We start from the raw sequence: 23,206 nt of genomic DNA, 5'->3' as shown, positions 1-23,206 counted from the left end.
CCGGCGTCGTCAGCTTCGGCGGAGCCAGACGGCGCCGAGCGGCGGCACCTGAAGGGCCGCCGAGGCCACCATCCCGTGCCACGGCACGTCCTCGGCCCGCACCTCGCCCAGGTTGCCCACCCCCGACCCGCCGTAGTGGTGCGCGTCGGTGTTCAGCACCTCCTGCCATGTCCCGCCGGCCGGCAACCCGATCCGGTAGTCGTGCAGCGGCTGGGCGGAGAAGTTCGCCACGCAGACCAGCGTCGAGCCGTCCGGGGCGATCCGGACGAACGACACGGTGTTGTTGGCGACGTCGTCGCCGGCGATCCAGCGGAAGCCCGCCGGTTCGGTGTCCTGTGCCCAGAGCGCCGGGGTTTCCCGGTAGACCCGGTTGAGGTCACCGACGAGCCGTTGCACACCGGCGCGGGCCGGGTCGTGCAGCAGGTACCAGTCGAGGCCGCGCTCCTCGCTCCACTCCCGGTCGTCGGCCAGTTCGGAGCCCATGAAGAGCAGCTGCTTGCCGGGGTGTGCCCACATGTACGCCAGCAGCGCCCGGACGTTCGCCAGTCGCTGCCAGGTGTCGCCGGGCATCTTCCCGGCGAGCGAGCCCTTGCCGTGCACCACCTCGTCGTGGCTGATCGGCAGCACGTAGTTCTCGCTCCAGGCGTACGCCAGGGAGAAGGTGAGCTGGTGGTGGTGGTGCTGGCGGTAGATCGGGTCCTTCGAGGTGTAGAGCAGGGTGTCGTGCATCCAGCCCATGTTCCACTTGAAGCCGAAGCCCAGCCCGCCGTCGGCGGTGGGGCGGGTGACACCCGGCCAGGCGGTGGACTCCTCGGCGATCATGACGACGCCGGCGTGGTGCTTGTAGACGGTCGCGTTCACCTCCTGCATGAACGCGATGGCCTCCAGGTTCTCCCGGCCGCCGTACTTGTTCGGGGCCCACTCGCCGTGGTTGCGGGAGTAGTCCAGGTAGAGCATCGAGGCGACAGCGTCGACCCGCAGCCCGTCGACGTGGAACTGGTCGCACCAGTAGAGCGCGTTGGCGACCAGGAAGTTGCGGACCTCGTTGCGACCGAAGTCGAAGACGTACGTGCCCCAGTCGGGGTGTTCGCCGCGCCGCGGGTCGGGGTGCTCGTAGAGCGGGGTGCCGTCGAAGCGCGCGAGGGCCCACTCGTCCTTCGGGAAGTGTGCGGGCACCCAGTCCAGGAGGACACCGATGCCGGCGGCGTGCAGCTGGTCGACGAGGTGGCGGAACTCGTCCGGGTCGCCGAACCGCGAGGTCGGCGCGTAGTAGCCGGTCACCTGGTAGCCCCAGGAGCCACCGAACGGGTGCTCCATCACCGGCAGGAACTCCACGTGCGTGAAGCCCAGCTCGGTTACGTACGCGGTGAGTTGCTCGGCCAGCTCGCGGTAGCCAAGCCCGGGCCGCCACGAGCCGAGGTGCACCTCGTAGACGCTCATCGGCTCCTGGTGCGGCTGCCGTTCGGCCCGCCGGGCCAGCCAGTCCGCGTCGTTCCACCGGTACGTCGAGTGGTGCACCACCGAGGCGGTGGCCGGCGGCACCTCGGCGTACGCCGCGAGGGGGTCGGCCTTGTCCCGCCACTGCCCGTCGGCGCCCAGCACCCGGTACTTGTAGCGGGCCCCGGCCCGTGCGTTGGGCACGAACAGCTCCCATACCCCGCTGGAGCCCAGCGACCGCATCGGCCAGCCGTCGTCGGGACCCCAGCCGGTGAAGTCGCCGACCACCCGCACCCCACGGGCGTTGGGCGCCCAGACGCTGAACGCCACGCCCTCGTCGAAGACCCGGGCGCCGAGCGCCTCCCACAGTCGCTCGTGCCGGCCCTCGCGGATGAGGTGCAGGTCCAGCTCACCGAGGGTCGGCGGGTAGCGGTACGGGTCGTCGTGCGTGGTGCCGTCGACCTCCACCCGGTAGTCGAGCACGGTGCCGTCGACCTGGGCCTCGAAGACGCCCACGTCGTGCACCCGCTTCATCGGGTGCCGCTCGTCGCCGACGAGCAGCGCGACGTCGCCGGCGCCCCGGCGCATCGTGCGGATCGTCGTCGAGGAGTCGGCGGGGTGCGCGCCGAGCAGCGCGTGCGGGTCGTGCGTCGCACCGGAGATCAGCTGGTCCATCGGGCGTCCTTCGGAGCGGTCGGCGCGGTGGCGGACGGGCGGGTGGCCGCTCGGCGCGGCGGGGTCGGAACCGGGCCCGACCGGCGGGGCGGAGTCGGAACGGGAGCTGTCGACGCAGGAGGTGTCGGTACAGGAGGTGTCGGTGCAGGAGCTGTCGGGACGGGAGGTGTCGGAACGGGAGCTGTCGGCGCGGTGCCGCCGGAGAGGTCGTCCGGCACCTCGGCGACGGTGAGGTCGGCCGGCTCGGCACCCGCCGGCTGCGGCTCGGTCGGCGGGGTCGGGCGACGCACTGTCAACACGTGCGCGGGTTGCAGGTACGGGTCGAGCCGCACCGCGTTGCGCTGACCCCAGTCGTAACTGGTGCCGGTCAGCTCGTCGTGCACAGTGAACCGTTCGTGCCAGTCGAAGCCGAGCGCCGGCATGTCGAGGGTGGTGTTGCCCCACTGAACGATGCGCGGGTCGAACGAGCAGATCACGATGACAGTGTTGCCGGTCTCCGGGTCGTGCTTCGACCAGCAGAGCAGCGCCGGGTTGTCGATCTCGTGGAAGCGCAGGTTCCGCAGCTGGTGCAGGGCCGGGTTGTCGTGGCGTACCCGGTTGAGGGTGGCCAGGAACGGCGCCAACGAGCGGCCCTGCGCCTCGGCGCCGGCCCAGTCCCGGGGGCGCAGCTCGTACTTCTCGTTGTCCAGGTACTCCTCGGCACCGGGCCGGGCCACGTGCTCGAACAGCTCGTAACCGGCGTACAGGCCCCAGGAGGGGGAGAGCAACGCGGCCAGCACCGCCCGGATCTTGAACATCGGCGGGCCGCCGTGCTGCAACGACTCGTGCAGGATGTCGGGGGTGTTCGGCCAGAAGTTCGGCCGCATGTAGTCGGCCGCCTCGATCAGCTCCTCGCAGTACGCCCGCATCTCGGCGGCCGTCGTGCGCCAGGTGAAATAGGTGTACGACTGCGTGAAGCCGATCTTGCCCAGCCCGTGCATGATGGCGGGCCGGGTGAACGCCTCGGCCAGGAACAGCACGTCCGGGTCGACCGCCTTCACCTCGGCGATCAGCCAGTGCCAGAAGTCGAACGGCTTGGTGTGCGGGTTGTCCACCCGGAAGATGCGGATGCCCTCGCCAACCCAGTGCAGCACCACCCGCAGCACCTCGGCCCGGATGCCCTCCGGGTCGTTGTCGAAGTTGACCGGGTAGATGTCCTGGTACTTCTTCGGCGGGTTCTCCGCGTACGCGATGCTGCCGTCGGCCCGGGTGGTGAACCACTCCGGGTGCTCGGTGACCCACGGGTGGTCCGGCGCGCACTGCAACGCCAGGTCCATCGCCACTTCCAGGCCCTGTGCCGCCGCCGCCTGGATGAAGGCCCGGAAGTCTGCCGGCGTACCCAGGTCTGGGTGGATCGTGTCGTGGCCGCCCTCGGCGGCGCCGATCGCCCACGGCGAGCCCACGTCGGTCGGCCCGGCGGTGAGCGCGTTGTTGCGGCCCTTGCGGTTGACCCGGCCGATCGGGTGGATCGGCGGCAGGTAGAGCACGTCGAAGCCCATCGCGGCGACCCCCGGCAGCCGCTCGGTGGCGGTCGCGAAGGTGCCGGACCGCCCGCCCGCCGCTCCTTCGGAGCGGGGGAAGAACTCGTACCAGGCCGAGTAGAGCGCCCGCTTGCGGTCAACCCAGATCGAGTACGTGTCACCGGCGGTGACCAGCTCCCGTACCGGGTGCTCCCAGAGCAGGTCGGCCAGGGCCAGCGCCGGGCCGACCCGCTGCGCTAGCGGCAGGTCGGTGTCGACGAGCGCGGTGAGCGCGTCGGCGACCCGGGGCCGGTCGGCGGTCGGGACGAGTTCCCGGGCGGCGGCGAGCACCCGCGCGCCCTCGGCCAGGTCGTTGGCCAGGTCCTCCGGCCCCTGCCCGGCGGCGATCTTCTTGGTCACCGCGTTCTGCCAGGTCAGGTACGGGTCCTGGAACGCCTCGACGGAGAAGGTCCACGAGCCGACGGCGTCCGGTGTGATGGTGGCGTGCCAGCGGTCCTGGCCGGGCTCACCGGGGCGCATCCGGCTGAACGGCCGGCTCGCGCCGTCCGGACCGGCCCACACCACGTTGCAGCCCAGCGCGTCGTGCCCCTCCCGGTAGGCGCGCGCCGACACCGGAACCGGCTCGTCGACCACCGCCTTGGCCGGGTATCGCCCGCACGAGACGACGGGGGAGACGTCTTCGATCGGGAACCGTCCAGTCACCCCGCCAACCTACTGCGCGAGATCCGTTCGCGCGCGGCCAAGCCCGCCGGTCCGCCCCGCCCTCTGGGGTCGCGCGCCAAGATCCGCACACTTTCGGGGAAGTTGCTGCCTCAAGGCGTCGTCGACGCAGCAACTTCCCCGACGTTGTGCGCGTCTTCCTGGTGCAGGTGGGATGAGATCACCTGTAGCGCCTGCGGTCGGACGGCGGCCTCGCACCCCAGCCGGTGTTCGTCGCCCGCCAGGACGGCCAACCCTGTGGCCAGGTGTCGGGCCAGTTGTCGGCCGGCACGATCCGGGCGGGGCTGAGCACGTTCCGTGCGACCCGTTCGGCGACGCCGTCGATCGCCATCGGCGTCAGCGGCGCCCACCAGCCGAACCGTTCGAGCGCCCCGTCGACCACAGCCTGCGCCCGCTCCGGCGGGATGCCGGTGGCCGTGAGGAACCACCGCAGGGTGCTGTCGCACCATCCCGGCCAGCGGTGGTTGTCGACGACAGGAGCGGCGGCGAACGTCATCAGCTGCGCGACGGCGGCCTCCCAGGCGGCGACGACATCCGCCGCACCGGCGGCCCGCGTCGGATCGAGCGACGGCAGAATGTGGTCGAAACGCTCAGCCAGGCTCTCCAACCAGCGTCGCCAGGCCAGCAGCGAGTCGGCGACGAACGCCGGCGCGTCAGCCGGCGTCGGGGTGCGGTCGGTCACGAACCCCAACTGCTCCCTCTCCCAGGGCCCCCAGTGCCAGCGGTAGGCCCACGGGCCGTACCTGTCGGACAGGAGGACGCCGACGGACTCGACCCAGGCGAAGGCTTCCGATTCTCCGACCCACCCACGGTCGTGGAAGGCCGGCCGGGGAGGCGGCGGAGGGACCAGCGCCGGGACCGCCACCGACATCTCGACCGGGTCGAACGGGTGCCGCGCCGGATCGACGTCCGCCCACGTCGCGAGAGAACGTCTGTTCGGCCCGTCGTCCGCCATGGCTCAGCATCGTGGCAGCCGGCCATCAGGGCGTCGAGCGAATACCCGCGCCCCCCGCTTGTTGTTGCTCCGCCTTCGGCTATCTGCGTCGGTGGTACTGGTTACGGCGGGGGACCTGTTCGGGGTCGAGCCAGGCCGGCGGGATGAATTCGGGGTGCCCGTCGTCGCCGAGTCGGACGGCCCAGTCGCTGTGGTGCACGTGTCGGTGATGGTGGCCGCAGAGCAGGACGGCGTTGTCGAGGCTGGTGTCGCCGCCGTCGGCCCAGTGTTGGATGTGGTGGGCGTCGCACCAGCGAGGTGGTCGGTCGCAGCCGGGGAACGCGCAGCCCCGGTCGCGGAGCACCAGGGCGCGGCGTAGCGGGCCGGTGATGAGCCGGCGTTGTCGGCCGATGTCGAGTGGTTGGCCGGCGCCGCCGAGCACGGCGGGCAGGATGGCGGCGTCGCAGGCGAGCCGACGCACGGCCTCGGCGCTGAGGTGCCTGCCGGCGTCGAGAGCGGCGGTACCCAGCTGTCGGGTCAGCTCGTCGTAGCCGGTGGTGACGACGACCTGGGCGAGGTCGCCGCCGTTCTCGGGCAGCTCACCGGTCCGCAGGGCGAGCCGGCACACGTCGGCCAGGGCGTCGTGGCGGCGTTGCCCCGGGGTGCGGGAGTCGTCGGGCCCGGTGGGCGTGGTGAGCGGGTCGATGGCGGCGCGCAACGCGGCGGCGGCTTCGGTGTCGAGGATGCCGGCGAGGCGTAGCCGGCCGTCGGACTGCTCGCTGATCGTGACGTGCCGATCCCGGGCGGCCCGGGACTCCTGCGCCCGCAGCGCCGCCTCGGCGGCGGCCTGGGCGACGTCCGGGGCGACGTGGTCGAGGATACGGGTGCCGAGCCTGCGCAGCAGGGTGGCGTCGAACTGCGCCGCCCACTCGACGAGGACGCCGACGGCCTTGTCGGCAGCCTCCGTGCCGGCGGCGGTGTGGACGGTATCGACCGTGGCGGCGATGACCCGGACCTGCTCCACGTCGACCACCCCGCCGGCCAATGCGTCCCGCACCCCGGGCGGCGCGGTGTCGAGCGTGGCGGCCAGCTCGACCAGACGACGGGCGGCACCGACCCCGAGGCGCAGCCGGTCGCGCAGCCACACCGCGGTCGAGGACGCGCCCTGTGTCGTCGCGGTGCCGCGGCCGTCCAGCTCCCGTACGAGGGTCAGCTTGACCGCCGCCAGGCGCTGTTCCAAGCGATGTGTCGCATCCAATGCGGCCACGAGATCGTGCTCGCCCACGGCCCAGGTGGGCGTGTCGAAGCAGGCGGCCACCGCGGCCTCGGCCTGCCCCAACGCATCGATCACGATGAGAGACTAGAACACCTGTACGACATGTTCCGGTGTTGGCGGGAGCGGATCGCCGGGCCGGGGTGACGTAGCCTCCGGCCATGATCGAACGGGTGAAGGTCGCGGTTGTCGGGGTCGGTAACAACACGTCGGCACTGGTGCAGGGGCTTGCTCTGTACCGCCAGGGCGGCAGCCTGGTCGGAATCCGCAGGCCGATGATCGACGGGCTCGGGGTGGGGGACATCGACATCGTGGCGGCCTTCGCCACGTCCGAGCAGAAGATCGGTCGGGACGTCACCGAGGCAATCTTCCTGCCGCCCAACAACTTTCCTCGGCTGAACTGTGACCTGCCCAGAGCGGATGTGCCGGTCACGAAGGGCCTCGTCGACGCGAGCGAGGTGCCGCGGGTGGCAGCGGCGCTGGCCGGGGCGGAGGTGTTGCTCTACTCGGCGCCGAGTGGCCGGCCGGAGACCGCCCGGGCGTACGCCGTGGCAGCTCACACGGCGGGTGTCGCCTTCATCAACACCACCGCCGACCCGGTCGCCCGCGATCCACAACTGCTGGACAGCTTCGAGGCTGCCAGCCTGCCGTTGCTCGGCGACGACCTCGCCAGCCAGTTCGGCACCTCGGTGTTGCACAACGCGCTGCTGCGGCTCCTCGCGGAGCGGGGCCTCACCCTGGTCAGCTCCTACCAGGTCAATCTGGGCGGCACCGAGGACTTCCGCAACCTGGTCGAGAACCCCAACACCAAGAAGCAGTCCAAGCTCAACGCCCTGTCGGGGGCGGACAACGTGGAGGTGGCCCCGCTCGGATACCTGCCGCATCTCGCGTCGCAGAAGGTGGCTCACCTCAACCTCGAGGCGCAGGGTTGGGGTGGGACAGCGGTGAGCCTCGACGTGAAGCTGAAGGTGCACGACCCGAGCGGTGCCGCCGGCGTCAACATCGACCTCATCCGCATCGCGGCCAGCGCGCTACGGAACGGGCGTGGTGGCCACTCTGCCGAGGCGACCTCGTTGTTCAAGTCGCCGCCGGGGACGGCGATCTAACGTCCGTCTGCCTCAGGCCGCGCCGACGGAGCGGTAGACCTCCACTGTCTGCCGGGCGATGGCGTCCCAGGAGAAGTGCCGTACGGCGCGCTGCCGGCCGGCCAGGCCGAACCGCTCGGTGCGCGCCGGGTCGGCGAGCAGCGTGTTCATCGCGACCGCGAGGTCGGCCACGAAGCGGTCCGGGTCCAGTGGGGTGCCGGAGCCGTCGGTGGCCTGCTCGATCGGCACCAGCAGGCCGGTCTCGTCGTCGGCGACGACCTCGGGGATGCCGCCGGTCGCGGTCGCCACCACCGCCGTCTCGCAGGCCATCGCCTCCAGGTTGACGATGCCCATCGGTTCGTAGACCGACGGGCAGACGAAGACGGTGGCGTGCGTGAGCACCTGGATCACCTCGGGCTTGGGCAGCATCTCGGCGACCCAGACCACGCCGGAGCGGTTGGCCCGCAGCTCGGCGACCAGCTCCTCCACCTCGGCGGCGATCTCGGCGGTGTCCGGCGCGCCAGCGAGCAGGACGAGCTGGGTGTCCGCCGGCAACTCCCGGGCGGCCCGCAGCAGGTACGGCAACCCCTTCTGCCGGGTGATCCTGCCCACGTAGACCACGCTCGGGCGAGACGGGTCGACGCCGAGCCGGTCGAGCACGTCGGTGCCCTGATCCGGGGCGTACTGGATGGTGTCGATGCCGTTGTAGACCACCCGGACCCGGTCGGGGTCGATCTGCGGGTACGCGGTGAGCACGTCGTTGCGCATCCCGCCGCTGACCGCGATGACCGCGTCGGCGGCCTCCATCGCGGTGCGCTCGATCCAGGAGGAGAGCGCGTAGCCGCCACCGAGTTGCTCCGCCTTCCACGGCCGCAGCGGCTCCAGGCTGTGCGCGGTCACCACGTGCGGCACCCCGTGCAGCAGCTTCGCGGTGTGGCCGGCCAGGTTCGCGTACCAGGTGTGGCTGTGCACCACGTCGGTGCCGGCCGCGCCGGCGGCCATTTCCAGGTCCACACCCATCGTGCGCAGCGCGGCGTTCGCGCCGGTCAGGCCGGGCGGTTCGGCGTACGCGGTGACGCCCGGCTCGGTGCGCGGCAGGCCGAAGCAGTGCACGCGCACGTCGGCGAGGCGGCGCAACTCCCGAGCCAGGTACTCGACGTGCACGCCCGCGCCGCCGTAGACCTCCGGTGGGTACTCGCGGGTGAGAAGGTCAACGCGCAGAGGGGTGCGTTCCGTCATGACCTCGCACCCTAGTGCAGAAGACTCCCCGTACGAGTGGTGAAGTGGGACGCGGGTGGATAGCGTCGGGGCATGGCTGCCAAGGTGCTCGCGATCGTCCTGGCGGGTGGGGAGGGCAAGCGCCTGATGCCACTCACCACGGATCGGGCCAAGCCGGCCGTCCCGTTCGGCGGGATGTACCGCATGGTCGACTTCGTCCTCTCCAACCTGGCCAACGCCGGCTATCTCAAGATCGTCGTGCTGACCCAGTACAAGTCCCACTCCCTCGACCGGCACATCACCAAGACCTGGCGGATGTCCACGCTGCTCGGCAACTACGTCACCCCGGTGCCCGCGCAGCAGCGTCGGGGCCCGTGGTGGTTCGCCGGCTCGGCCGACGCCATCTACCAGAGCTTCAACCTCATCAACGACGAGCAGCCCGACTACGTGATCGTCTTCGGCGCCGACCACATCTACCGGATGGATCCGCGGCAGATGGTGGAGGACCACATCGCCTCCGGTGCCGCGGTGACCGTCGCTGGGATCCGCCAGCCGCTGTCGATGGCCGACCAGTTCGGCGTCATCGAGGTCGGCGAGGACGGCAAGCGGATCCGGGCGTTCCGGGAGAAGCCCACCGACGCGGTCGGCCTGCCCGACGCGCCGGATGAGATCTACGCCTCGATGGGCAACTACGTCTTCACCACCCGGGCGCTCTGCGAGGCGGTCGAGCGCGACGCCGAAGACAAGTCCAGCAAGCACGACATGGGCGGCAGCATCATCCCGATGCTGGTGGAGCGCGGCGAGGCCAACGTCTACGACTTCCGCGACAACGAGGTGCCGGGCAGCACCGACCGTGATCGCGGCTACTGGCGGGACGTGGGAACGCTCGACTCGTTCTACGACGCGCACATGGATCTGATCAACGTGCACCCCGTCTTCAACATGTACAACTTCGACTGGCCCATCTACACGGAGCAGCCGCCGTGGCCGCCGGCGAAGTTCGTCCACCAGTGGGGTGAGCGGGTCGGCCGGGCGGTCGGCTCGATGGTCTCCCCGGGTGTGGTGATCTCCGGCTCGCTGGTGGAGAACTCGATCGTCTCGCCGAAGGTGCGGGTGCACTCCTGGGCGCACGTCGAGGGCTCGGTGCTGATGGAGGGTGTGGAGATCGGCCGGCACGCTGTGGTCCGGCGGGCCATCCTGGACAAGAACGTGTTCGTCCCGGAGGGCGTCGAGATCGGCGTCGACCTGGAGAAGGACCGGCAGCGTTACACCGTCTCCGACAACGGCATCGTGGTGATCGGCAAGGGCCAGAAGGTCGTGCCGTGACCGACAGGTACTCCCCGAGGAGGTTCCCGCAGTGACCCACCCCCGTGCCGGCCAGCCCGCCGAGCCCGCCGACCTGGTCGACGTGCCGCGCCTGGTGACCGCCTACTACGCCGAGCATCCGGATCCCGCGGACCCGGCGCAGCAGGTCTCGTTCGGCACCTCCGGCCACCGCGGCTCCAGCCTGCGTAACGCCTTCAACTCCGACCACATCCTGGCGGTCACCCAGGCGCTCTGCGACTACCGGCGCGAGCAGGGGCTGGACGGGCCGCTCTTCCTCGCCCGGGACACCCACGCGCTCTCGGCGCCGGCCGCTGTGGACGCCCTGGAGGTGCTCGCCGCCAACGGGGTCACCGTGCTGGTGGACAGCCGCGACGGCTACACCCCGACCCCGGCGCTGTCGCACGCGATCCTCACCCACAACCGGGGGCGGACCAGCGGGCTCGCCGACGGCATCGTGATCACCCCGTCGCACAACCCGCCCGACGACGGCGGTTTCAAGTACAACCCCACCAACGGCGGGCCGGCGGACACCGACGTGACCCGGTGGATCCAGGACCGGGCCAACACCATCCTCGCCGCCGGGCTCAAGGAGGTCCGCCGGATCACCTACGCGCGGGCGCGGGCCGCCGACACCACCGGGGAGTACGACTTCCTCGCCAACTACGTCGACGACCTGCCGGCGGCGATCGACATCGACGCCATCCGCGACGCGGGGATCCGGATCGGCGCGGACCCGCTGGGCGGCGCGAGCGTGGCGTACTGGGGTGAGATCGCCGAGCGGCACCGTCTGGACCTGACCGTGGTCAACCCCACTGTCGACCCGACCTGGCGGTTCATGACCCTGGACGGCGACGGCAAGATCCGGATGGACTGCTCCTCGCCGAACGCGATGGCGTCGCTGATCGCCGCGCGGGCCGACTACCAGATATCCACGGGCAACGACGCCGACGCCGACCGGCACGGCATCGTCACCCCGGACGCCGGGCTGATGAACCCCAACCACTACCTGGCGGTGGCGATTCGTCACCTGTTCCGCACCCGCACCGAGTGGGGGCCGGCCGCCGCGGTGGGCAAGACCCTGGTCTCCTCGTCGATGATCGACCGGGTCGCCGCCGACCTGGGCCGGCCGCTGTTGGAGGTGCCGGTCGGCTTCAAGTGGTTCGTGCCCGGCCTGCTGGACGGCGCGGTCGGCTTCGGTGGCGAGGAGAGCGCCGGGGCGTCGTTCCTGCGCCGTGACGGCTCGACCTGGACCACCGACAAGGACGGCCTGCTGCTCTGCCTGCTCGCCGCCGAGATCCAGGCCACCACCGGGCGCAGCCCGAGCGAGCACTGGGCGGAGCTGGCCGAGCGTTTCGGCGCCCCCGCGTACGCCCGGATCGACGCCCCGGCCACCCGGGAGCAGAAAGCAGTGCTCGGCAAGCTCTCCCCGGAGCAGGTCACCGCCACCGAGCTCGCCGGTGAGCCGATCACCGCGACGCTGACCACCGCCCCCGGCAACGGCGCACCGATCGGCGGCCTGAAGGTCACCACCGAGTCCGGCTGGTTCGCCGCCCGCCCGTCCGGCACCGAGGACGTCTACAAGATCTACGCCGAGTCCTTCCAGGGCCCGGAGCACCTCAAGAAGATCCAAGAAGAGGCCAAGAACCTGGTGGACTCGGTCCTGGCCCAGGCCTGAGCCCTCTCGTCCAGAAAGTTGATCAAGAGGTTTGCGTCATGACACGCCACGCGGCGTAACGCAACCCTCTTGATCAACCGGGTGAAGGGTGGGGTGGGTTAGCAGGGTGGGGGGATTTCTTGTTGGGTGCGTCGGCGTAGTTCCTCGGGGAGCAGTTCGCGGAGCTGCTCGGGGAGGAACGGCAGGTCGAGCAGGGTCATCTTCAACTGGTTGCGCTCCTGGTAGCGCAGCGGGTCAAAACGGACCACGAGGCCGGCGTTGCGGCGGTACGTGATGTCCACGGCCCCCTCCGTCGCCGCGTCGCGGAACACCAGCCCGTCCATCTCCACCACGACCGGCGACGAGTCGGGTCGGAGCTCCAGCCGGATCTTCTCGTCCGGCGAGAGCACCACGGACCGGGAGATGCCGGCCATCGGCGCCGACGGCGTGATCACCACCGAGTCGGCGGCGGGGGAGATCAGTGGACCACCGGCGGCGTAGCTGTACGCCGTCGAGCCGATCGGGGTGCTGACCACCACGGCGTCACTGCGGTAGTAGCCGTACTGCTGGCCGTCGATGGCGAGGGTGACGCTGACGAAGCCGGAGCCGGGCTGGCGCACCAGCGCGATGTCGTTGAACGCCACCACGTCGTCGCCACACACGTCGCAGGCGAGGCAGGCGTGCGACTCGATGGTGAACTCCTTCGACAGCAACCGGCTCAGCGCGTCGGGCAGCTCCGGCGGCTCGATCTCGACGAGAAACCCCAGATGACCCAGGTGTACGCCGAGCACCGGCTTCGGGTCGAGGACGGCGGAGCGCAGCGCACCCAACATGGTGCCGTCGCCGCCGACGCTGATCAGGGCGTCGGCGCGGGCCGCCACCTCGTCCGCCGGCACCGGCACGATGCAGGACGAGACGCGATGCTGGTCCTCCTCGCGCACCATCAGCGTCTTGTGGTGACGCTTCGCCCACCGTTCGATGATGCTGACCACCTCGGTGACATCCCGGGTGGGGTGCAGCACAAGTCCCAGACCCGACACCCGTACAGCTCACCACATCGGCGGTGACCGTACCCGGCGTACACCGAAGGTGCGCCGACGGTCCGCGGACCGTCGGCGCACCTCGCCGCCATCGGGGCGGGGCTGCCCGGTGAGGTGGGGTCAGCGAGCGGGCGACCAGGTCATCGCGGGCCGCCGGAGGCAGACACTCCAACCCGAAGCCCAGGTACACGGTGTCCCCGGTGACCACCACCGAGCACTCCTCGAACGTCTGCTGGCTACGCGACCAGTCGTTGGCGTTGCCAGCGGAGCCGGGCGGTGGGCCGGCCACCGTCCAGCCGACCAGGTCGGCCGACCCGAACGAGGTCTCCGCCACTGTCGACCCGTCAACCAGCACCCGGGCGTCGTCCAGGAAGACGCCGAGACCCTGGGTGCTCCAGTCCGAGGCGTACGTGATCGACACCTCGACCTGCTTACCGGCGTAGCCCGACAGGTCGACCACGAACTCCTTCCCGCCTCCCGACGACCCGGTCGCCGCGTTCCAGCTGCCGGTGTTCCCGGCGGGGGAGCAGTCCGCGCCCTGGTAGTGCGCGAGGAACTGGTGCAACTGCTCCACCCAACCCTCGGCGCAGCTGTCCCCGGTGACCGTGCTGGTCTTGTCGTTGGCGTCCGGCAGGGCCGTCCAGTCGTCGCTATGCACCTCGTGCGCCTCGACGAACATGAAGTCCCAGTCCTGCTCGATCTCGTAGGAGGTGAAGAAGCGCAACTCTGAGCTGCTCGCCCCGGTGAGGTCCACCGTGCGCGTGAGCCGCTTGTACGACTCGTCGGTCTGCCCGCTGTACAGGTACCACTCACCCGTCCGCGGATCGAACGGCGCGCGCCGCCCGGTCGGGCCCAGCCCACCAGCGCGGAACTGGCGAACTGCGGGAACTCGTCCGGCGGCAGGAAACTCGACGTGGTCAGGAGCGACCCGGTGTGCGCCTGGTTCTCCGCCGAGCTGGAAGCGTTCAACTGCCCGTCGAAGCCGGTGAACGGCGCGTCGGTCCCGGCGACCGGGAACGGCTTTCCCTCCGGGCCGGCTCCGCCGTCGCTGACGTAGGTGTGCGCGCCCAGCCAGTACTGCTGGAAGTCGGCGAACAGCGGCAGACAGCTGGCGGCCACGGCGTCGGTGCACTCCGGTGGCGCGTCCGGGTGATAGACGTACGACCCGTTGGCGCCCTGCGCGAACAACGCGTACTGGCCGCTGACCAGCAGTTTGCCGCCCTCGTTCAGGTAGTCCCGAACGGCCAGTTCGGTCTCCAGTGCCGCCCCGGCCGTCGTGCCGGCCACCTGACCGGGGGAGCGCAGGATCACGTCGTCGCCGGTTTCCCAGACCACCGCCTCGTAATGCGAAAGCACGCTGAGCGGGTGCGGCCACGTCGGCGATCGCCAGTCGTCTCGGTCTCATCGCGCCTCCTTGGGTGAAGGACCTGTAGGCGCGAGCCTTCGGCGTGGCGTGATCGATGTCAAACGGTCGATGGGTTGCATGGCGTCTGAACGTATCGGTGTGACTGCGGCGAGCGACCGCGGGTGGAGGCGTGAATCGGCGAGCGCTTATCCCCGTTTGCGTAACTTGACCGAATCCGTGTCGTTGAGTGGGCAGATGGCGACGGGGCCGCCGACGCGTGTGCGCGCACAGGCCCGAGGGCCTGAGGCTCACGACATGGCTAGCCCAAGGAGAACCGTTGAAGGTTGTGGTAACCGGGGGAGCGGGCTTCATCGGCTCCAACCTGGTACGTGCGCTCGTCGACACTCCGCAGGTCGACGAGGTCGTGGCCGTGGATGATCTCTCCACGGGCTCGCTCGACAATCTGCTTGACGTTCCCGTGCGGCTGGTGGCCGGCACGATCCTGGATCCGGAGGTGCTCGACGACGCCCTCTCCGGTGCCGCGAGCGTGGTCCACCTCGGCGCTCTCGGTTCCGTGCCGCGCTCGATCGACGATCCACTGCGCAGCCACCACGCCAACGCCACCGGGACTCTCACCGTGCTGGAGGCGGTTCGGCGGCACCAGGTGCCCCAGGTTCTACTCGCCTCGTCGTCGTCGGTCTACGGCGCGAACCCGGTCCTGCCCAGGCAGGAGGGTCTGCGGCCGATGCCGGTGAGCCCGTACGCGGTGTCGAAGTTGGCGACCGAGGCGTACGCCATCGCGTACGCCTCCTGCTTCGGCATGAAGGTGTTGCCATTCCGATTCTTCAACGTCTACGGGCCGCGCCAGGCGGCCGATCACGCGTACGCCGCGGTGGTGCCACGCTTCGTCCGAGCAGCTCTCGACGGTAGTCCGCTGCAGGTGCACGGAGATGGCACGCAGACGCGCGACTTCACCTACGTCGGCAGCGTCACCTCGGTGATCGTCGACGCGATCCTCCGCGGTGTGTCGTCACCGGACGTGGTCAACCTCGCCTTCGGTGCGCGGATCTCGCTGCTGGAGCTCATCGGGGAGTTGGAATCGGTGCTGGGGCGTCGGCTGGAGGTCGTGTGCGGCCCGTCCCGGGCCGGTGACGTGCACGACTCGCAGGCCGACTCTTCCCGCCTGCAGGAACTGTTTCCTGAGTTTCGTCGCTTCCCGCTGCGTGTCGGCTTGGAGGCCACCGTCAGTTGGATGTCCGGCCGCGTGCCTGCGGGCCGCTGACCTCGGCTCGGGCCCCGCATGCACCGTGCCGCGCAGGACGCTGGCCAGGGGCCCGATGTCGACGATCGGATCGTCCAGGCCGTCGCGCCGCAGGACTCGGACCGGATCCGCAGCCGCCGACTCATCTCCGGAATAGGTACGGCCGTTTTGAGCCGGGGCACCAATGTTCTCGTGCCGCTCCTGCTCATTCCGGCCACGCTGTCGTACCTGGGCACCGACCGCTATGGCCTGTGGATGGCGGTGACCGCGCTCACCGGCATGGTCGCCTTCGCCGACCTCGGCCTGGGCAACGGTCTGATGACGAAGCTGGCACCGTGCCTCGCGGCCGGTGACATCGAGCGGGCCCGCCGCTACGTGTCCAGCGCGTACCTGGTGTTGGGGGGCACCGCGGGGGCGATCACCGCCCTGCTCTGGCTGTTGGGTGGTCGCGTTCCGTGGGATGCCGTGTTCAACGTGACCGGTGCGGTGAGCCCGGCGGAGGCGCGCTCGATCTCCCTGATCTGCCTGACCGCATTCGTGGTGAACGTTCCACTGTCGTTGGTGAATCGAGTGCAGTACGCCCGCCAGCAGGTGGGCCTGAGCAACATCTGGCAGGGCGTCGGCGCCGGGCTTGCGCTGCCGTTCGCGCTCGCGGCGATCGCGGCCGGGATGTCGGCGACGGTGGTGGTCGCCGCCACTGTCGTCGGCCCGGTGCTGGTGAACGTCGTGAACACGGTGTGGACCTTCGGTTGGCGGGTGCCTGAACTCGCTCCGTGGGCCGGCAGGGCCACCGGGAGGCTCACCCGGGAACTCCTCGGCCTGGGCGGGTTGTTCTTCGTGCTGACGATCGTGATGTCAATGGCGACGAATGCGGACACGTTGATCATCGCGCACCGCCTCGGTCTCGAGAGCGTGACCGAGTACGCGGTTCCGGCCCGTTTCGTCACCCAGCTCGGCCTGCTTGTGACGCTGGTCAACGTCCCCCTGTGGGCGATGAACGGAGACTCCCTGGCTCGCGGCGAGGTGGAATGGGTCCGGCGCACCGCCCGCCGGATGACATACGTCTCCGTGTGCTGCGCACTCGTGCCGACCGCAGGTCTCGTTCTCGTGGGCGACCGACTCTTCTTCCGTTGGCTGGGCGTGCCGATCGGGCAGGACCGGTGGTTGTTGATCGGCCTGGCCGCATGGCTGGTCATGCTCGCCGCCATCTCACCCCGGTTCATGGTGCAGAACGCCGCAGGCGTGGTGCGACCACAACTGCTGGGTTGGGGGCTCTACCTGGTGCTGTCGGTCGTCGCGAAGTGGTACGGCGTCGGGTGGTACGGGATCTCAGTCGTCCCGTACATCGGCGTCGGCTGTTACCTGCTGACCGTGCTGCCGGCCGCACTCTACGGCTACCGCAGGGCGCTTCTGCTGCACAGCCCAGCGGGAGCTCACCGGTCGAACGATCGACACGACGAGAAAGGCCGACTCGATGATCATGAAGCGCCGCTCCAGGTCCACGGGTGACCGATGATCCGGCGGAAGGGCTGGATCGCCTACACGGGCCCGTTCTCCTTTCCCTGGGGGCAGGCGGGATCGCGACGGGTCAACGGCATGGCCTGCACGCTGGCCGCGGGCGGTCACGACGTCGTGGTCGTCAGCGGCGCCGGCGGACCCGCTCAGCCAGCCCGGCTCGACGGGGTGGATGGGCCGGGCTCGGTCTCGTACGTCGGACTGGACGAAGAACCCGCGTCGGCCGGCCGTACCTTCAGCGACGCGGCTCAGGCGTTCCTGCGCCGCGGCCGCCGCATCACCCAGTGGCTGGACGCGCAGCCGACGAAACCGTCTCACGTCTTCGTCTACGGGGGTGGTGCGCAGTACATGCTGCACCTGCGGCGATGGTGCCAACGGCACAAGGTTCCGCTGATTCCGGACATCGTGGAGTGGTACAGCCTGAGTCAACTGCGGGCCTCATACATCGGACCAACGCACCTGAGCTCGAAGGTCGCCCTGCGCTACCACTACCCCCGCTGCGACGGGGTGATAGCGATCAGCTCCTTCCTCGAAGAGCACTACCGATGCCGGGGGGTGCCGGTGCTGAGGGTCCCACCGACGCTCGACGTCGAGGGCCTGACCATCGGCGAGCGGCAGGTCGACGACTCGCTCGACCTGAGCCTGGTCTACGCCGGGACGCCGGGGCGTAAGGATCTGTTGGCGGCCATCGTCCAGGCCGTCGACCGGGTGGACAGCAAGGGGGTACGGATCCGCCTCCGCGTGCTCGGGCCGAGCGTGGCGCAGGTCCGGGAGCTGCTCGGCGGACCGGTGCCCACCAGCACCGAAGTCCTCGGCCGCCTCGCACAGCAGGAGGTGCCCGCAGAGATCAGGCGGGCCGACTTCAGCGTGCTGATGCGTCGTCCGGCCAGATTCTCCGAGGCCGGATTCCCCACCAAGTTCTGTGAGAGCTTGGCCAACGGCACCCCGGTCATCGCCAACCTGACCAGCGATCTCGGCAGCTATCTGCGTACTGGCCAGGAAGGTATCGTCTGCGCGGACTACTCGGTCGAAAACCTGACCGAGGTCCTGTTGGCAGCGGCACGGATCGCTCCCGGCGAGCGTGGCCGGATGCGGCGGGCGGCGCGGGAGCGTGCATTGCGCTCCTTCGACTACCGGGCCTACGCCGAGCCGATGAACGCCTTCCTGCAAGCGGTGCGCTGAACCGGCCGAGCGAATCCCGCGTCAGCGTCCGGCACCGGACCGCACTGGGACGCTCGGTCGACTCTCGCCGGCGAACTTGCGCTCGGCCGCCGTTGCCGCGAACCTCGGGCCAGCCACCGTCCGAGAACCGCCGACCGCTGCCCGCCAGGTCTGGGTGCGGGGTCTGCGATGCTGGCCCGCCGCTGGCGGATTGGTCCACGCGGTCGCAGAGACGAGGGCAAGGAGCAGCCAGGCGGCCTGCGACGTCTGCCATTCACCGCTGAGCCAGATCGGCAGAAGCGCGGCCACGGTGAGCCCCGCCAGTCGTCGCTGCGTCGCACCGGTTCGCGCCGCGGCGACCATCGCGGTGGCGATTGTTCCCACGTACAGCAGCAGGCCAACCAGGCCAAGGTCATTGCCGAGGTTCAACACGAGGTTGTGTGCGCCGATGTTGTACGGGCTGTTCTCCCGGAAGATGCCTGCACCGATACCGGTGAGGAGCGACTCCTGCCAGCTGTGCAGTGCCTCGGGCCAGACGAGCAGTCGCCCGGACATGTCGCCGGTGGGTCGTCCGAAGAGACCGTCCAGCCATGCCGTCCCACTTTGCGGCGTCGTGCCCGCCGCTACGACGACGATCGCGGCCATCGCGCACACCCCGACGCCGATCCACGAGGCCCGGGGGGCCATCCGGCTGATCGCAAGGTAGACGATTGCCAACGTCAGGGCGATCGCTGCCCCCCGCGACCCACCCAGGAGGATACCGAAACCGAACATGGCCATGGCGGTCAGCGAGGCGACCTTGACCACCAACGACCGGCCGTGGCAGATGATCAGCAGGATCGCGGCCAGTGCCCCTGTGACGAGGGTGTAGGCCGTGAAGTTGACCGTGATGCCCTCGATACCGGCGCGGAGCGTGAGATCGAGGAGCGCCGCACCTTGGCGTCCCGAGGCGTTTTCGTTGATCAGACGGACACCGGTTGCGAGGCAACCAGCGAGGAAGGCCAGGCCTATGAAACGCTGATGAGGCCGAGCGGCGATGACGTGTCGGGCAGCGACGAACAGACAGCACGCTGCGGCGTACATGTAGGCCGCCTTTCTCGTCACCTCCTCGTTGCTCGTCCACAAGAGAGTGGCGAAGGCCCAGGCGGAGGTGGTGATCGCCAGGAGATCCGGAAGCCGCAGGCGGGGCATCCGACCGCTGATCAGCACCGCGACCGCGGCGGCGGGCCCCACGTACCAGAGCGACCAGAACGGGTCCCAGGCGGCCATGAAGACGGTGAAGCCGAGCAGCAGCAGTCCAGGCCACTCAGTCGCCAGTACGGGCCGGCCCTCGATCTCCCGAACGCTGACACGACGCGTCGACTCCTCGGGCCTCAGGTGACTCATTGTCTCTCCGCCTGTTCGATCCGACGCCAGGCCGGCACGATCCTCGTTGTCTGTCTGCGGCTGCGCTGCCGTTGGCCGACGCCTCACGTGAAATTCCGATCTGAAGGCGTCACATTGCAGCCGCCGAACGGCATAACCCGGTTCTGTATATCAGTGTTTGTCCGGCGATCAGGCGGTTTCGGGCTCCAAGGGTAGAGCCCACACGCCCGTTGTCGTCACCATGAATGCGACGCGGTCGGCCAGTTTCCGCTCCACTGGGGACGGCTGGCGGGCCCTGTGTCAGGCCGAGCGCGCCACCACCCGTCCCGCCGTTGCGTCGTGCACGGCCTGGTAGAAGGCATCACGCCGGGGAGTGAGGGACGCCCGGGAGTACCGATGGGCGTGCGCGAGGTTGCGAGCCGAAGCCGTGGTCATCCGCTCCGGGTCCCGGAGCATCTCGCGGATCATCCGGGCTAGACCCTCCGGGTCGTCGGGCCGCGCCAGGTCCGTTGGCGGTAACAGTTCAGGAATCCCGCCAACGCTCGTCCCGATGGCCGGCAGGGCGCGGGCCATCGCCTCGATCAGAGCTCGGGGGAGTCCCTCGGTGCGGGACGGCATGACGAAGAGATCGGCGTCGTCCAGCCGCCGGCGTAACGCCTCTCCCGGGGGAACCCAACCCACGAACGCGACCTGGTCCGCCACGCCGAGGCGGGCAGCGAGTTGCTCGAGTCGCGGCTGAAATCGCCCCGTTCCGATCTGCGACAACCGGACGGGAACGCCCTCGCGGTCCAACTGTGCGACCGCGGTGATCAGGGTATCGAAACCCTTGTACATCTGGTCCATCGTGCCGACAGTGATGATGTGGTGCGTAACGCGGCAGCTGTGTCCGCGGCCCGCCGGCGCGAAGGCCGGTGCCGGGAGGTCGATGCTGGACGCCGCCACGGCCAGTGCACCGGGGCGGCTCGGGTATCTGGACTGCAGATGGCGCTCGGTCACGTACGAGGCGGCGATCGCCGAGTGGCACTCCCGGCGCAGCCGGGCCGCGAACCGGCGTCGCAGCAGGGGGCGTAGCGGGTGCTCGATGACGCCGGGCGCGAACACGTCGTACGGGTCCGCCACCACTTCCACGCCGTACGGCAGTTGTAGGCGACCGCGGTGACCCGCCAGGAGCGTACCGATGGCTGATGGCACTCGCAGGATCACCGCGTCGTGATTCGTCGCGGCTCCGCGAACGGCTGCCTGAATCGCTGGCCGAGCCGAGACATACTGCCGCGGCCCGACGTAGTACGGCACGGGCCACACTTCGATGTCGTCCCCGTCGACTCGCCGGGCGCCGTCCGGTGCAGCCGTCACCTCGCGGACCCGAGCCATCACCCGAACCCGGTGAAACGTCGTCAGGTACCGGACCCAGAAGCCGTGGTCCGGCCCATCGGTCGTCCACACCGCGCCATCGGGAGTACGGGAGAATCGGGCCTCGGAGGTGACGACCACTCTCACCGGCGCCGCCCACGGACGGCGACAGCCTCGATGGTGTCGGCGACCGTCACCGCCGACCTGCGGTTGTCGAACAACTCGACCATCCGGCTTCGCGCCGCACGCCCCCGATCGGCCAACGTGCCGTCCTCGAACGCCGTGTGGGCCTGTGACAAGGCGTCGGTCAGCGCCGGGATGTCGTCCATCGGCACCACCCACCCGCACTGCTCGTCGACCGTTTCCGGTAGGCCGCCGGCCTGGCTGACGATGCTCGGTACCGCCATGGCTCCGGCCTCGACGGCCGCCCCGTGGCTCTCGCCCAGCGACGGACTGACGCTGACGTCTGCGGCGACGTACCAGGGGCGAACATCGTCCACCGTCTCCAACCACGTGATACCCGGGTCGGCGTTGATCCCGAAGCGGTCGATCAGTTCGAGCCGATGGCGTTCACCCTCCTCTGCCCAGCCGCCGCCGACGACGAGAAGGTGCGAGTTCGGATGGCGCTCGCGGAACCGACGCCAGGCCGGGAAGAGCAGGTCGTGTCCCTTGATACCGCGGCCCCGGTTGACGAGTCGGATCGGTGGATACACGTAGGCGACCATGATGGCGAGGAACGTGTCGGCGCCGATCCCCAACTCCGCGCGTGCCTTCGCTCGCGCCTCGACGGGGACCCGGGGGTCGAAGTCGAGGCCGGCGACCGGGGTGGCCGTGGGGGCGAGCCAGTCCGGTCGATGGCGGTCGGTGTTGACTCCGTAGGTCGCGACCGTTCGACGCTCGGGTGGGCACCCCAGTTCCCCGTACCGGTCTGCGGCGTGTTGGCAGCCGCAGATGATGACGTCGTCCAACCGCCACAGCAGGCGCTCGAACGGACGGATGAGCGGGGACTCCAGGTAGAGCGGGCCGGCGACCATGTGCACGCGACGGACCGGCAGGCCGAGCGTCGCGATCCGGCCGGCGAACGCGGACGCGAGCAGGTGATAGTGGAGAACGTCCGGACGTAGCCGGCGAATCAGTGCCCGTAGGCCGAGCAGCTTGCGCAGGCTGGGGGCGCCGACGCGGAAGTCGAACGGCGACTCGGCCACCTCGAAGCCTCGTCGCCGCAGCTCGACGGTGAGCCGACCCGGCCCGGGCGGCAGAATGACGACTACCTCATGGCGCCGTCTGCGAAGCTCTTCGATCTGCGGCAGGATCCACATCCCGCCCTCGTTGGTCTTGACGAGGACAGCCACCCGCAGGGGCCGGATGTTCTCCTCTGATCCATCTTCCGGCACGTAGGGGCGGAGGATCTCCGGACGTGCGAAGTGGGAGTTCATCGGGCTGGTACCCCTTTGACGACGGCGTGCGACGGGACGTCCCGGACGACGCAGGCCGCCGCGCCGACGGTGGCGCCGGTCGCGACGTGACGCTGCTGGAGGACGACGGCGCCAGCGCCGACCAGCGCACCGCTGTCCACCCGGCAGTCGCCGGAGACGGCGGCCAGTGGATTGATCGATACGAAATCACCGAGAGCGCAGTCGTGTCCGACTGTCGCGTTCTGGTTGACGTGGACGTGCCGGCCCAGAACGACGTTGGTGGTGATCCGCGCGCCGGCGAAGACCAACAGCCCTTCGCCGTGGACGAGGTCCGGTCCCACCGTCGCGTCCGGATGCACCAGCACCGCTGCGGGCCGTGGATATGCCGCCATCCTGTCGACCACTGTCTGCCTTCCGCGCGGGTCGCCGATGCCAAGGGCCACGTGCGTCTCCGCCGGAAGCGTCGCTAGAACGTCGATCCGGCCCAGGTAGTCGGCGCCGAGTGCGCGTAGGCGCTTCAGGTTGACCTCACTCGGCGCATCGTCGACGAAGCCACCTATCCGCCAGCCGGATCCGGCCTTGGATGCCTTGTTGACGGCCTGGACGATCGTGAGAACTTCCCGGCCGTGTCCACCGCAGCCCACGATCACGAGGTCCGTGACCATGACCGGTTCCTCTCGCAAAGAAGATCCACAATTACGTCTCCGGTGCTGTCGACAGGTGGGCGGATCCGTCTTGCGGGGCAGGCTTCTGCGCGCCGGCTCGCCACGACGAGACGGACCCACCCCGTCAACGTCAATTAACACCGGGACGTTACGGTAGAAATGAAATCTTTCGGTCGCTCGCGGCAGGCGCAGCCATGTCTGGCGGCCCGCTGTATCGCAGGCCCTGGGCGTCGCAGGTGGCAGATGA

General features: G+C 69.8%; 16 protein-coding genes and 1 pseudogene. 6 read left to right on the top strand and 11 right to left on the bottom strand.

All coding sequences use genetic code 11. The features are described from left to right. Positions 1-9 precede the first annotated feature (9 nt). The 4 genes from glgB to OH804_RS17655 all read right to left on the bottom strand — a co-directional run bounded on the left by glgB (position 10) and on the right by OH804_RS17655 (position 6,637). On the bottom strand, positions 10-2,112 hold the full coding sequence (gene glgB / locus OH804_RS17670; protein WP_406058190.1) for a 1,4-alpha-glucan branching protein GlgB: 2,103 nt from the start codon (positions 2,110-2,112) through the stop codon (positions 10-12). Then, positions 2,100-4,334 carry a maltotransferase domain-containing protein gene (locus tag OH804_RS17665; protein WP_406058188.1) on the bottom strand — a complete coding sequence of 745 codons (2,235 nt, stop codon included), beginning with the start codon at positions 4,332-4,334 and terminating at the stop codon, positions 2,100-2,102. The genes glgB and OH804_RS17665 overlap by 13 nt, the downstream gene beginning before the upstream one ends. Before the next feature lie 178 nt (positions 4,335-4,512). Further along, positions 4,513-5,307, bottom strand: coding sequence for a hypothetical protein (locus OH804_RS17660; RefSeq protein ID WP_406058186.1), 795 nt, complete (start codon positions 5,305-5,307; stop codon positions 4,513-4,515). 79 nt (positions 5,308-5,386) lie between these two features. Beyond that, positions 5,387-6,637, bottom strand: coding sequence for a DUF222 domain-containing protein (locus OH804_RS17655; protein WP_406058184.1), 1,251 nt, complete (start codon positions 6,635-6,637; stop codon positions 5,387-5,389). 83 nt (positions 6,638-6,720) lie between these two features. On the opposite strand from OH804_RS17655, the gene OH804_RS17650 reads away from it, so the two are divergent. Next, complete coding sequence (locus OH804_RS17650; protein WP_406058182.1) at positions 6,721-7,665, top strand: inositol-3-phosphate synthase; 945 nt, start codon at positions 6,721-6,723, stop codon at positions 7,663-7,665. A gap of 12 nt (positions 7,666-7,677) precedes the next feature. Here the strand turns inward: OH804_RS17650 and glgA are convergent, their stop codons facing one another. After that, entirely contained in the window at positions 7,678-8,883 is a 1,206-nt protein-coding gene (gene glgA, locus OH804_RS17645) for a glycogen synthase (RefSeq protein ID WP_231392581.1), read from the bottom strand. 72 nt (positions 8,884-8,955) lie between these two features. On the opposite strand from glgA, the gene glgC reads away from it, so the two are divergent. Both glgC and pgm read left to right on the top strand, forming a co-directional pair. Further along, positions 8,956-10,188, top strand: a complete 1,233-nt coding sequence (gene glgC / locus OH804_RS17640) for a glucose-1-phosphate adenylyltransferase (protein WP_091401467.1) — start codon at positions 8,956-8,958, stop codon at positions 10,186-10,188. A 31-nt stretch (positions 10,189-10,219) separates the two neighbouring features. Beyond that, positions 10,220-11,863, top strand: coding sequence for a phosphoglucomutase (alpha-D-glucose-1,6-bisphosphate-dependent) (gene pgm, locus OH804_RS17635; RefSeq protein WP_406058180.1), 1,644 nt, complete (start codon positions 10,220-10,222; stop codon positions 11,861-11,863). 98 nt (positions 11,864-11,961) lie between these two features. On the opposite strand, the gene OH804_RS17630 is transcribed toward pgm, so the two are convergent. Both OH804_RS17630 and OH804_RS17625 read right to left on the bottom strand, forming a co-directional pair. Further along, entirely contained in the window at positions 11,962-12,873 is a 912-nt protein-coding gene (locus tag OH804_RS17630) for an NAD(+)/NADH kinase (protein ID WP_231393782.1), read from the bottom strand. Positions 12,874-13,003: 130 nt separating this feature from the next. Beyond that, positions 13,004-14,253: pseudogene (locus tag OH804_RS17625) on the bottom strand (zinc carboxypeptidase); the annotation flags it as partial. Positions 14,254-14,573: 320 nt separating this feature from the next. On the opposite strand from OH804_RS17625, the gene OH804_RS17620 reads away from it, so the two are divergent. Genes OH804_RS17620 through OH804_RS17610 form a run of 3 tightly spaced genes read left to right on the top strand, consistent with a single transcriptional unit; the run spans position 14,574 to position 18,185 of the window. After that, positions 14,574-15,509 (top strand): NAD-dependent epimerase/dehydratase family protein, encoded by a 936-nt coding sequence (locus OH804_RS17620; RefSeq protein WP_307788827.1) that lies wholly within the window; start codon positions 14,574-14,576, stop codon positions 15,507-15,509. 18 nt (positions 15,510-15,527) lie between these two features. Next, a complete protein-coding gene (locus tag OH804_RS17615) occupies positions 15,528-16,997 on the top strand; it encodes a lipopolysaccharide biosynthesis protein (protein ID WP_196922094.1) in 1,470 nt (489 codons plus the stop codon). 3 nt (positions 16,998-17,000) lie between these two features. Beyond that, positions 17,001-18,185: a glycosyltransferase family 4 protein gene (locus OH804_RS17610; protein ID WP_196922095.1), complete on the top strand. Its 1,185-nt coding sequence runs from the start codon at positions 17,001-17,003 to the stop codon at positions 18,183-18,185. A gap of 21 nt (positions 18,186-18,206) precedes the next feature. On the opposite strand, the gene OH804_RS17605 is transcribed toward OH804_RS17610, so the two are convergent. The 4 genes from OH804_RS17605 to OH804_RS17590 form a co-directional block, all read right to left on the bottom strand. Then, entirely contained in the window at positions 18,207-19,433 is a 1,227-nt protein-coding gene (locus OH804_RS17605; protein WP_406058178.1) for an O-antigen ligase family protein, read from the bottom strand. A 396-nt stretch (positions 19,434-19,829) separates the two neighbouring features. Continuing rightward, a complete protein-coding gene (locus OH804_RS17600; protein ID WP_307788641.1) occupies positions 19,830-20,657 on the bottom strand; it encodes a glycosyltransferase family 4 protein in 828 nt (275 codons plus the stop codon). 365 nt (positions 20,658-21,022) lie between these two features. Beyond that, positions 21,023-22,315, bottom strand: coding sequence for a glycosyltransferase (locus OH804_RS17595; protein ID WP_406058175.1), 1,293 nt, complete (start codon positions 22,313-22,315; stop codon positions 21,023-21,025). Beyond that, the gene (locus OH804_RS17590; RefSeq protein ID WP_196922099.1) at positions 22,312-22,959 is read right to left on the bottom strand and encodes a NeuD/PglB/VioB family sugar acetyltransferase; all 648 of its coding nucleotides are present in this window, start codon (positions 22,957-22,959) and stop codon (positions 22,312-22,314) included. Before OH804_RS17590 ends, OH804_RS17595 begins: the two co-directional genes overlap by 4 nt. Positions 22,960-23,206 lie beyond the last annotated feature (247 nt).

This window comes from Micromonospora sp. NBC_00860, assembly GCF_045207375.1.
GTDB classification, from domain to species: Bacteria; Actinomycetota; Actinomycetes; order Mycobacteriales; family Micromonosporaceae; genus Micromonospora; species Micromonospora vinacea.
Note: the sequence above shows the minus strand (reverse complement) of the source record. Positions and strands in the feature narration are given on the sequence as shown.

Excerpts from the sequence above, each read along its gene's own strand:
- glgB (WP_406058190.1), bottom strand. The coding sequence starts at position 2,112 with ATGGACCAGCTGATCTCCGGTGCGACGCACGACCCGCACGCGCTGCTC.
- OH804_RS17660 (WP_406058186.1), bottom strand. The coding sequence starts at position 5,307 with ATGGCGGACGACGGGCCGAACAGACGTTCTCTCGCGACGTGGGCGGAC.
- OH804_RS17650 (WP_406058182.1), top strand. The coding sequence starts at position 6,721 with ATGATCGAACGGGTGAAGGTCGCGGTTGTCGGGGTCGGTAACAACACG.
- glgA (WP_231392581.1), bottom strand. The coding sequence starts at position 8,883 with ATGACGGAACGCACCCCTCTGCGCGTTGACCTTCTCACCCGCGAGTAC.
- glgC (WP_091401467.1), top strand. The coding sequence starts at position 8,956 with ATGGCTGCCAAGGTGCTCGCGATCGTCCTGGCGGGTGGGGAGGGCAAG.
- OH804_RS17615 (WP_196922094.1), top strand. The coding sequence starts at position 15,528 with ATGCACCGTGCCGCGCAGGACGCTGGCCAGGGGCCCGATGTCGACGAT.
- OH804_RS17610 (WP_196922095.1), top strand. The coding sequence starts at position 17,001 with ATGATCCGGCGGAAGGGCTGGATCGCCTACACGGGCCCGTTCTCCTTT.
- OH804_RS17605 (WP_406058178.1), bottom strand. The coding sequence starts at position 19,433 with ATGGCCGCCTGGGACCCGTTCTGGTCGCTCTGGTACGTGGGGCCCGCC.
- OH804_RS17595 (WP_406058175.1), bottom strand. The coding sequence starts at position 22,315 with ATGAACTCCCACTTCGCACGTCCGGAGATCCTCCGCCCCTACGTGCCG.
- OH804_RS17590 (WP_196922099.1), bottom strand. The coding sequence starts at position 22,959 with ATGGTCACGGACCTCGTGATCGTGGGCTGCGGTGGACACGGCCGGGAA.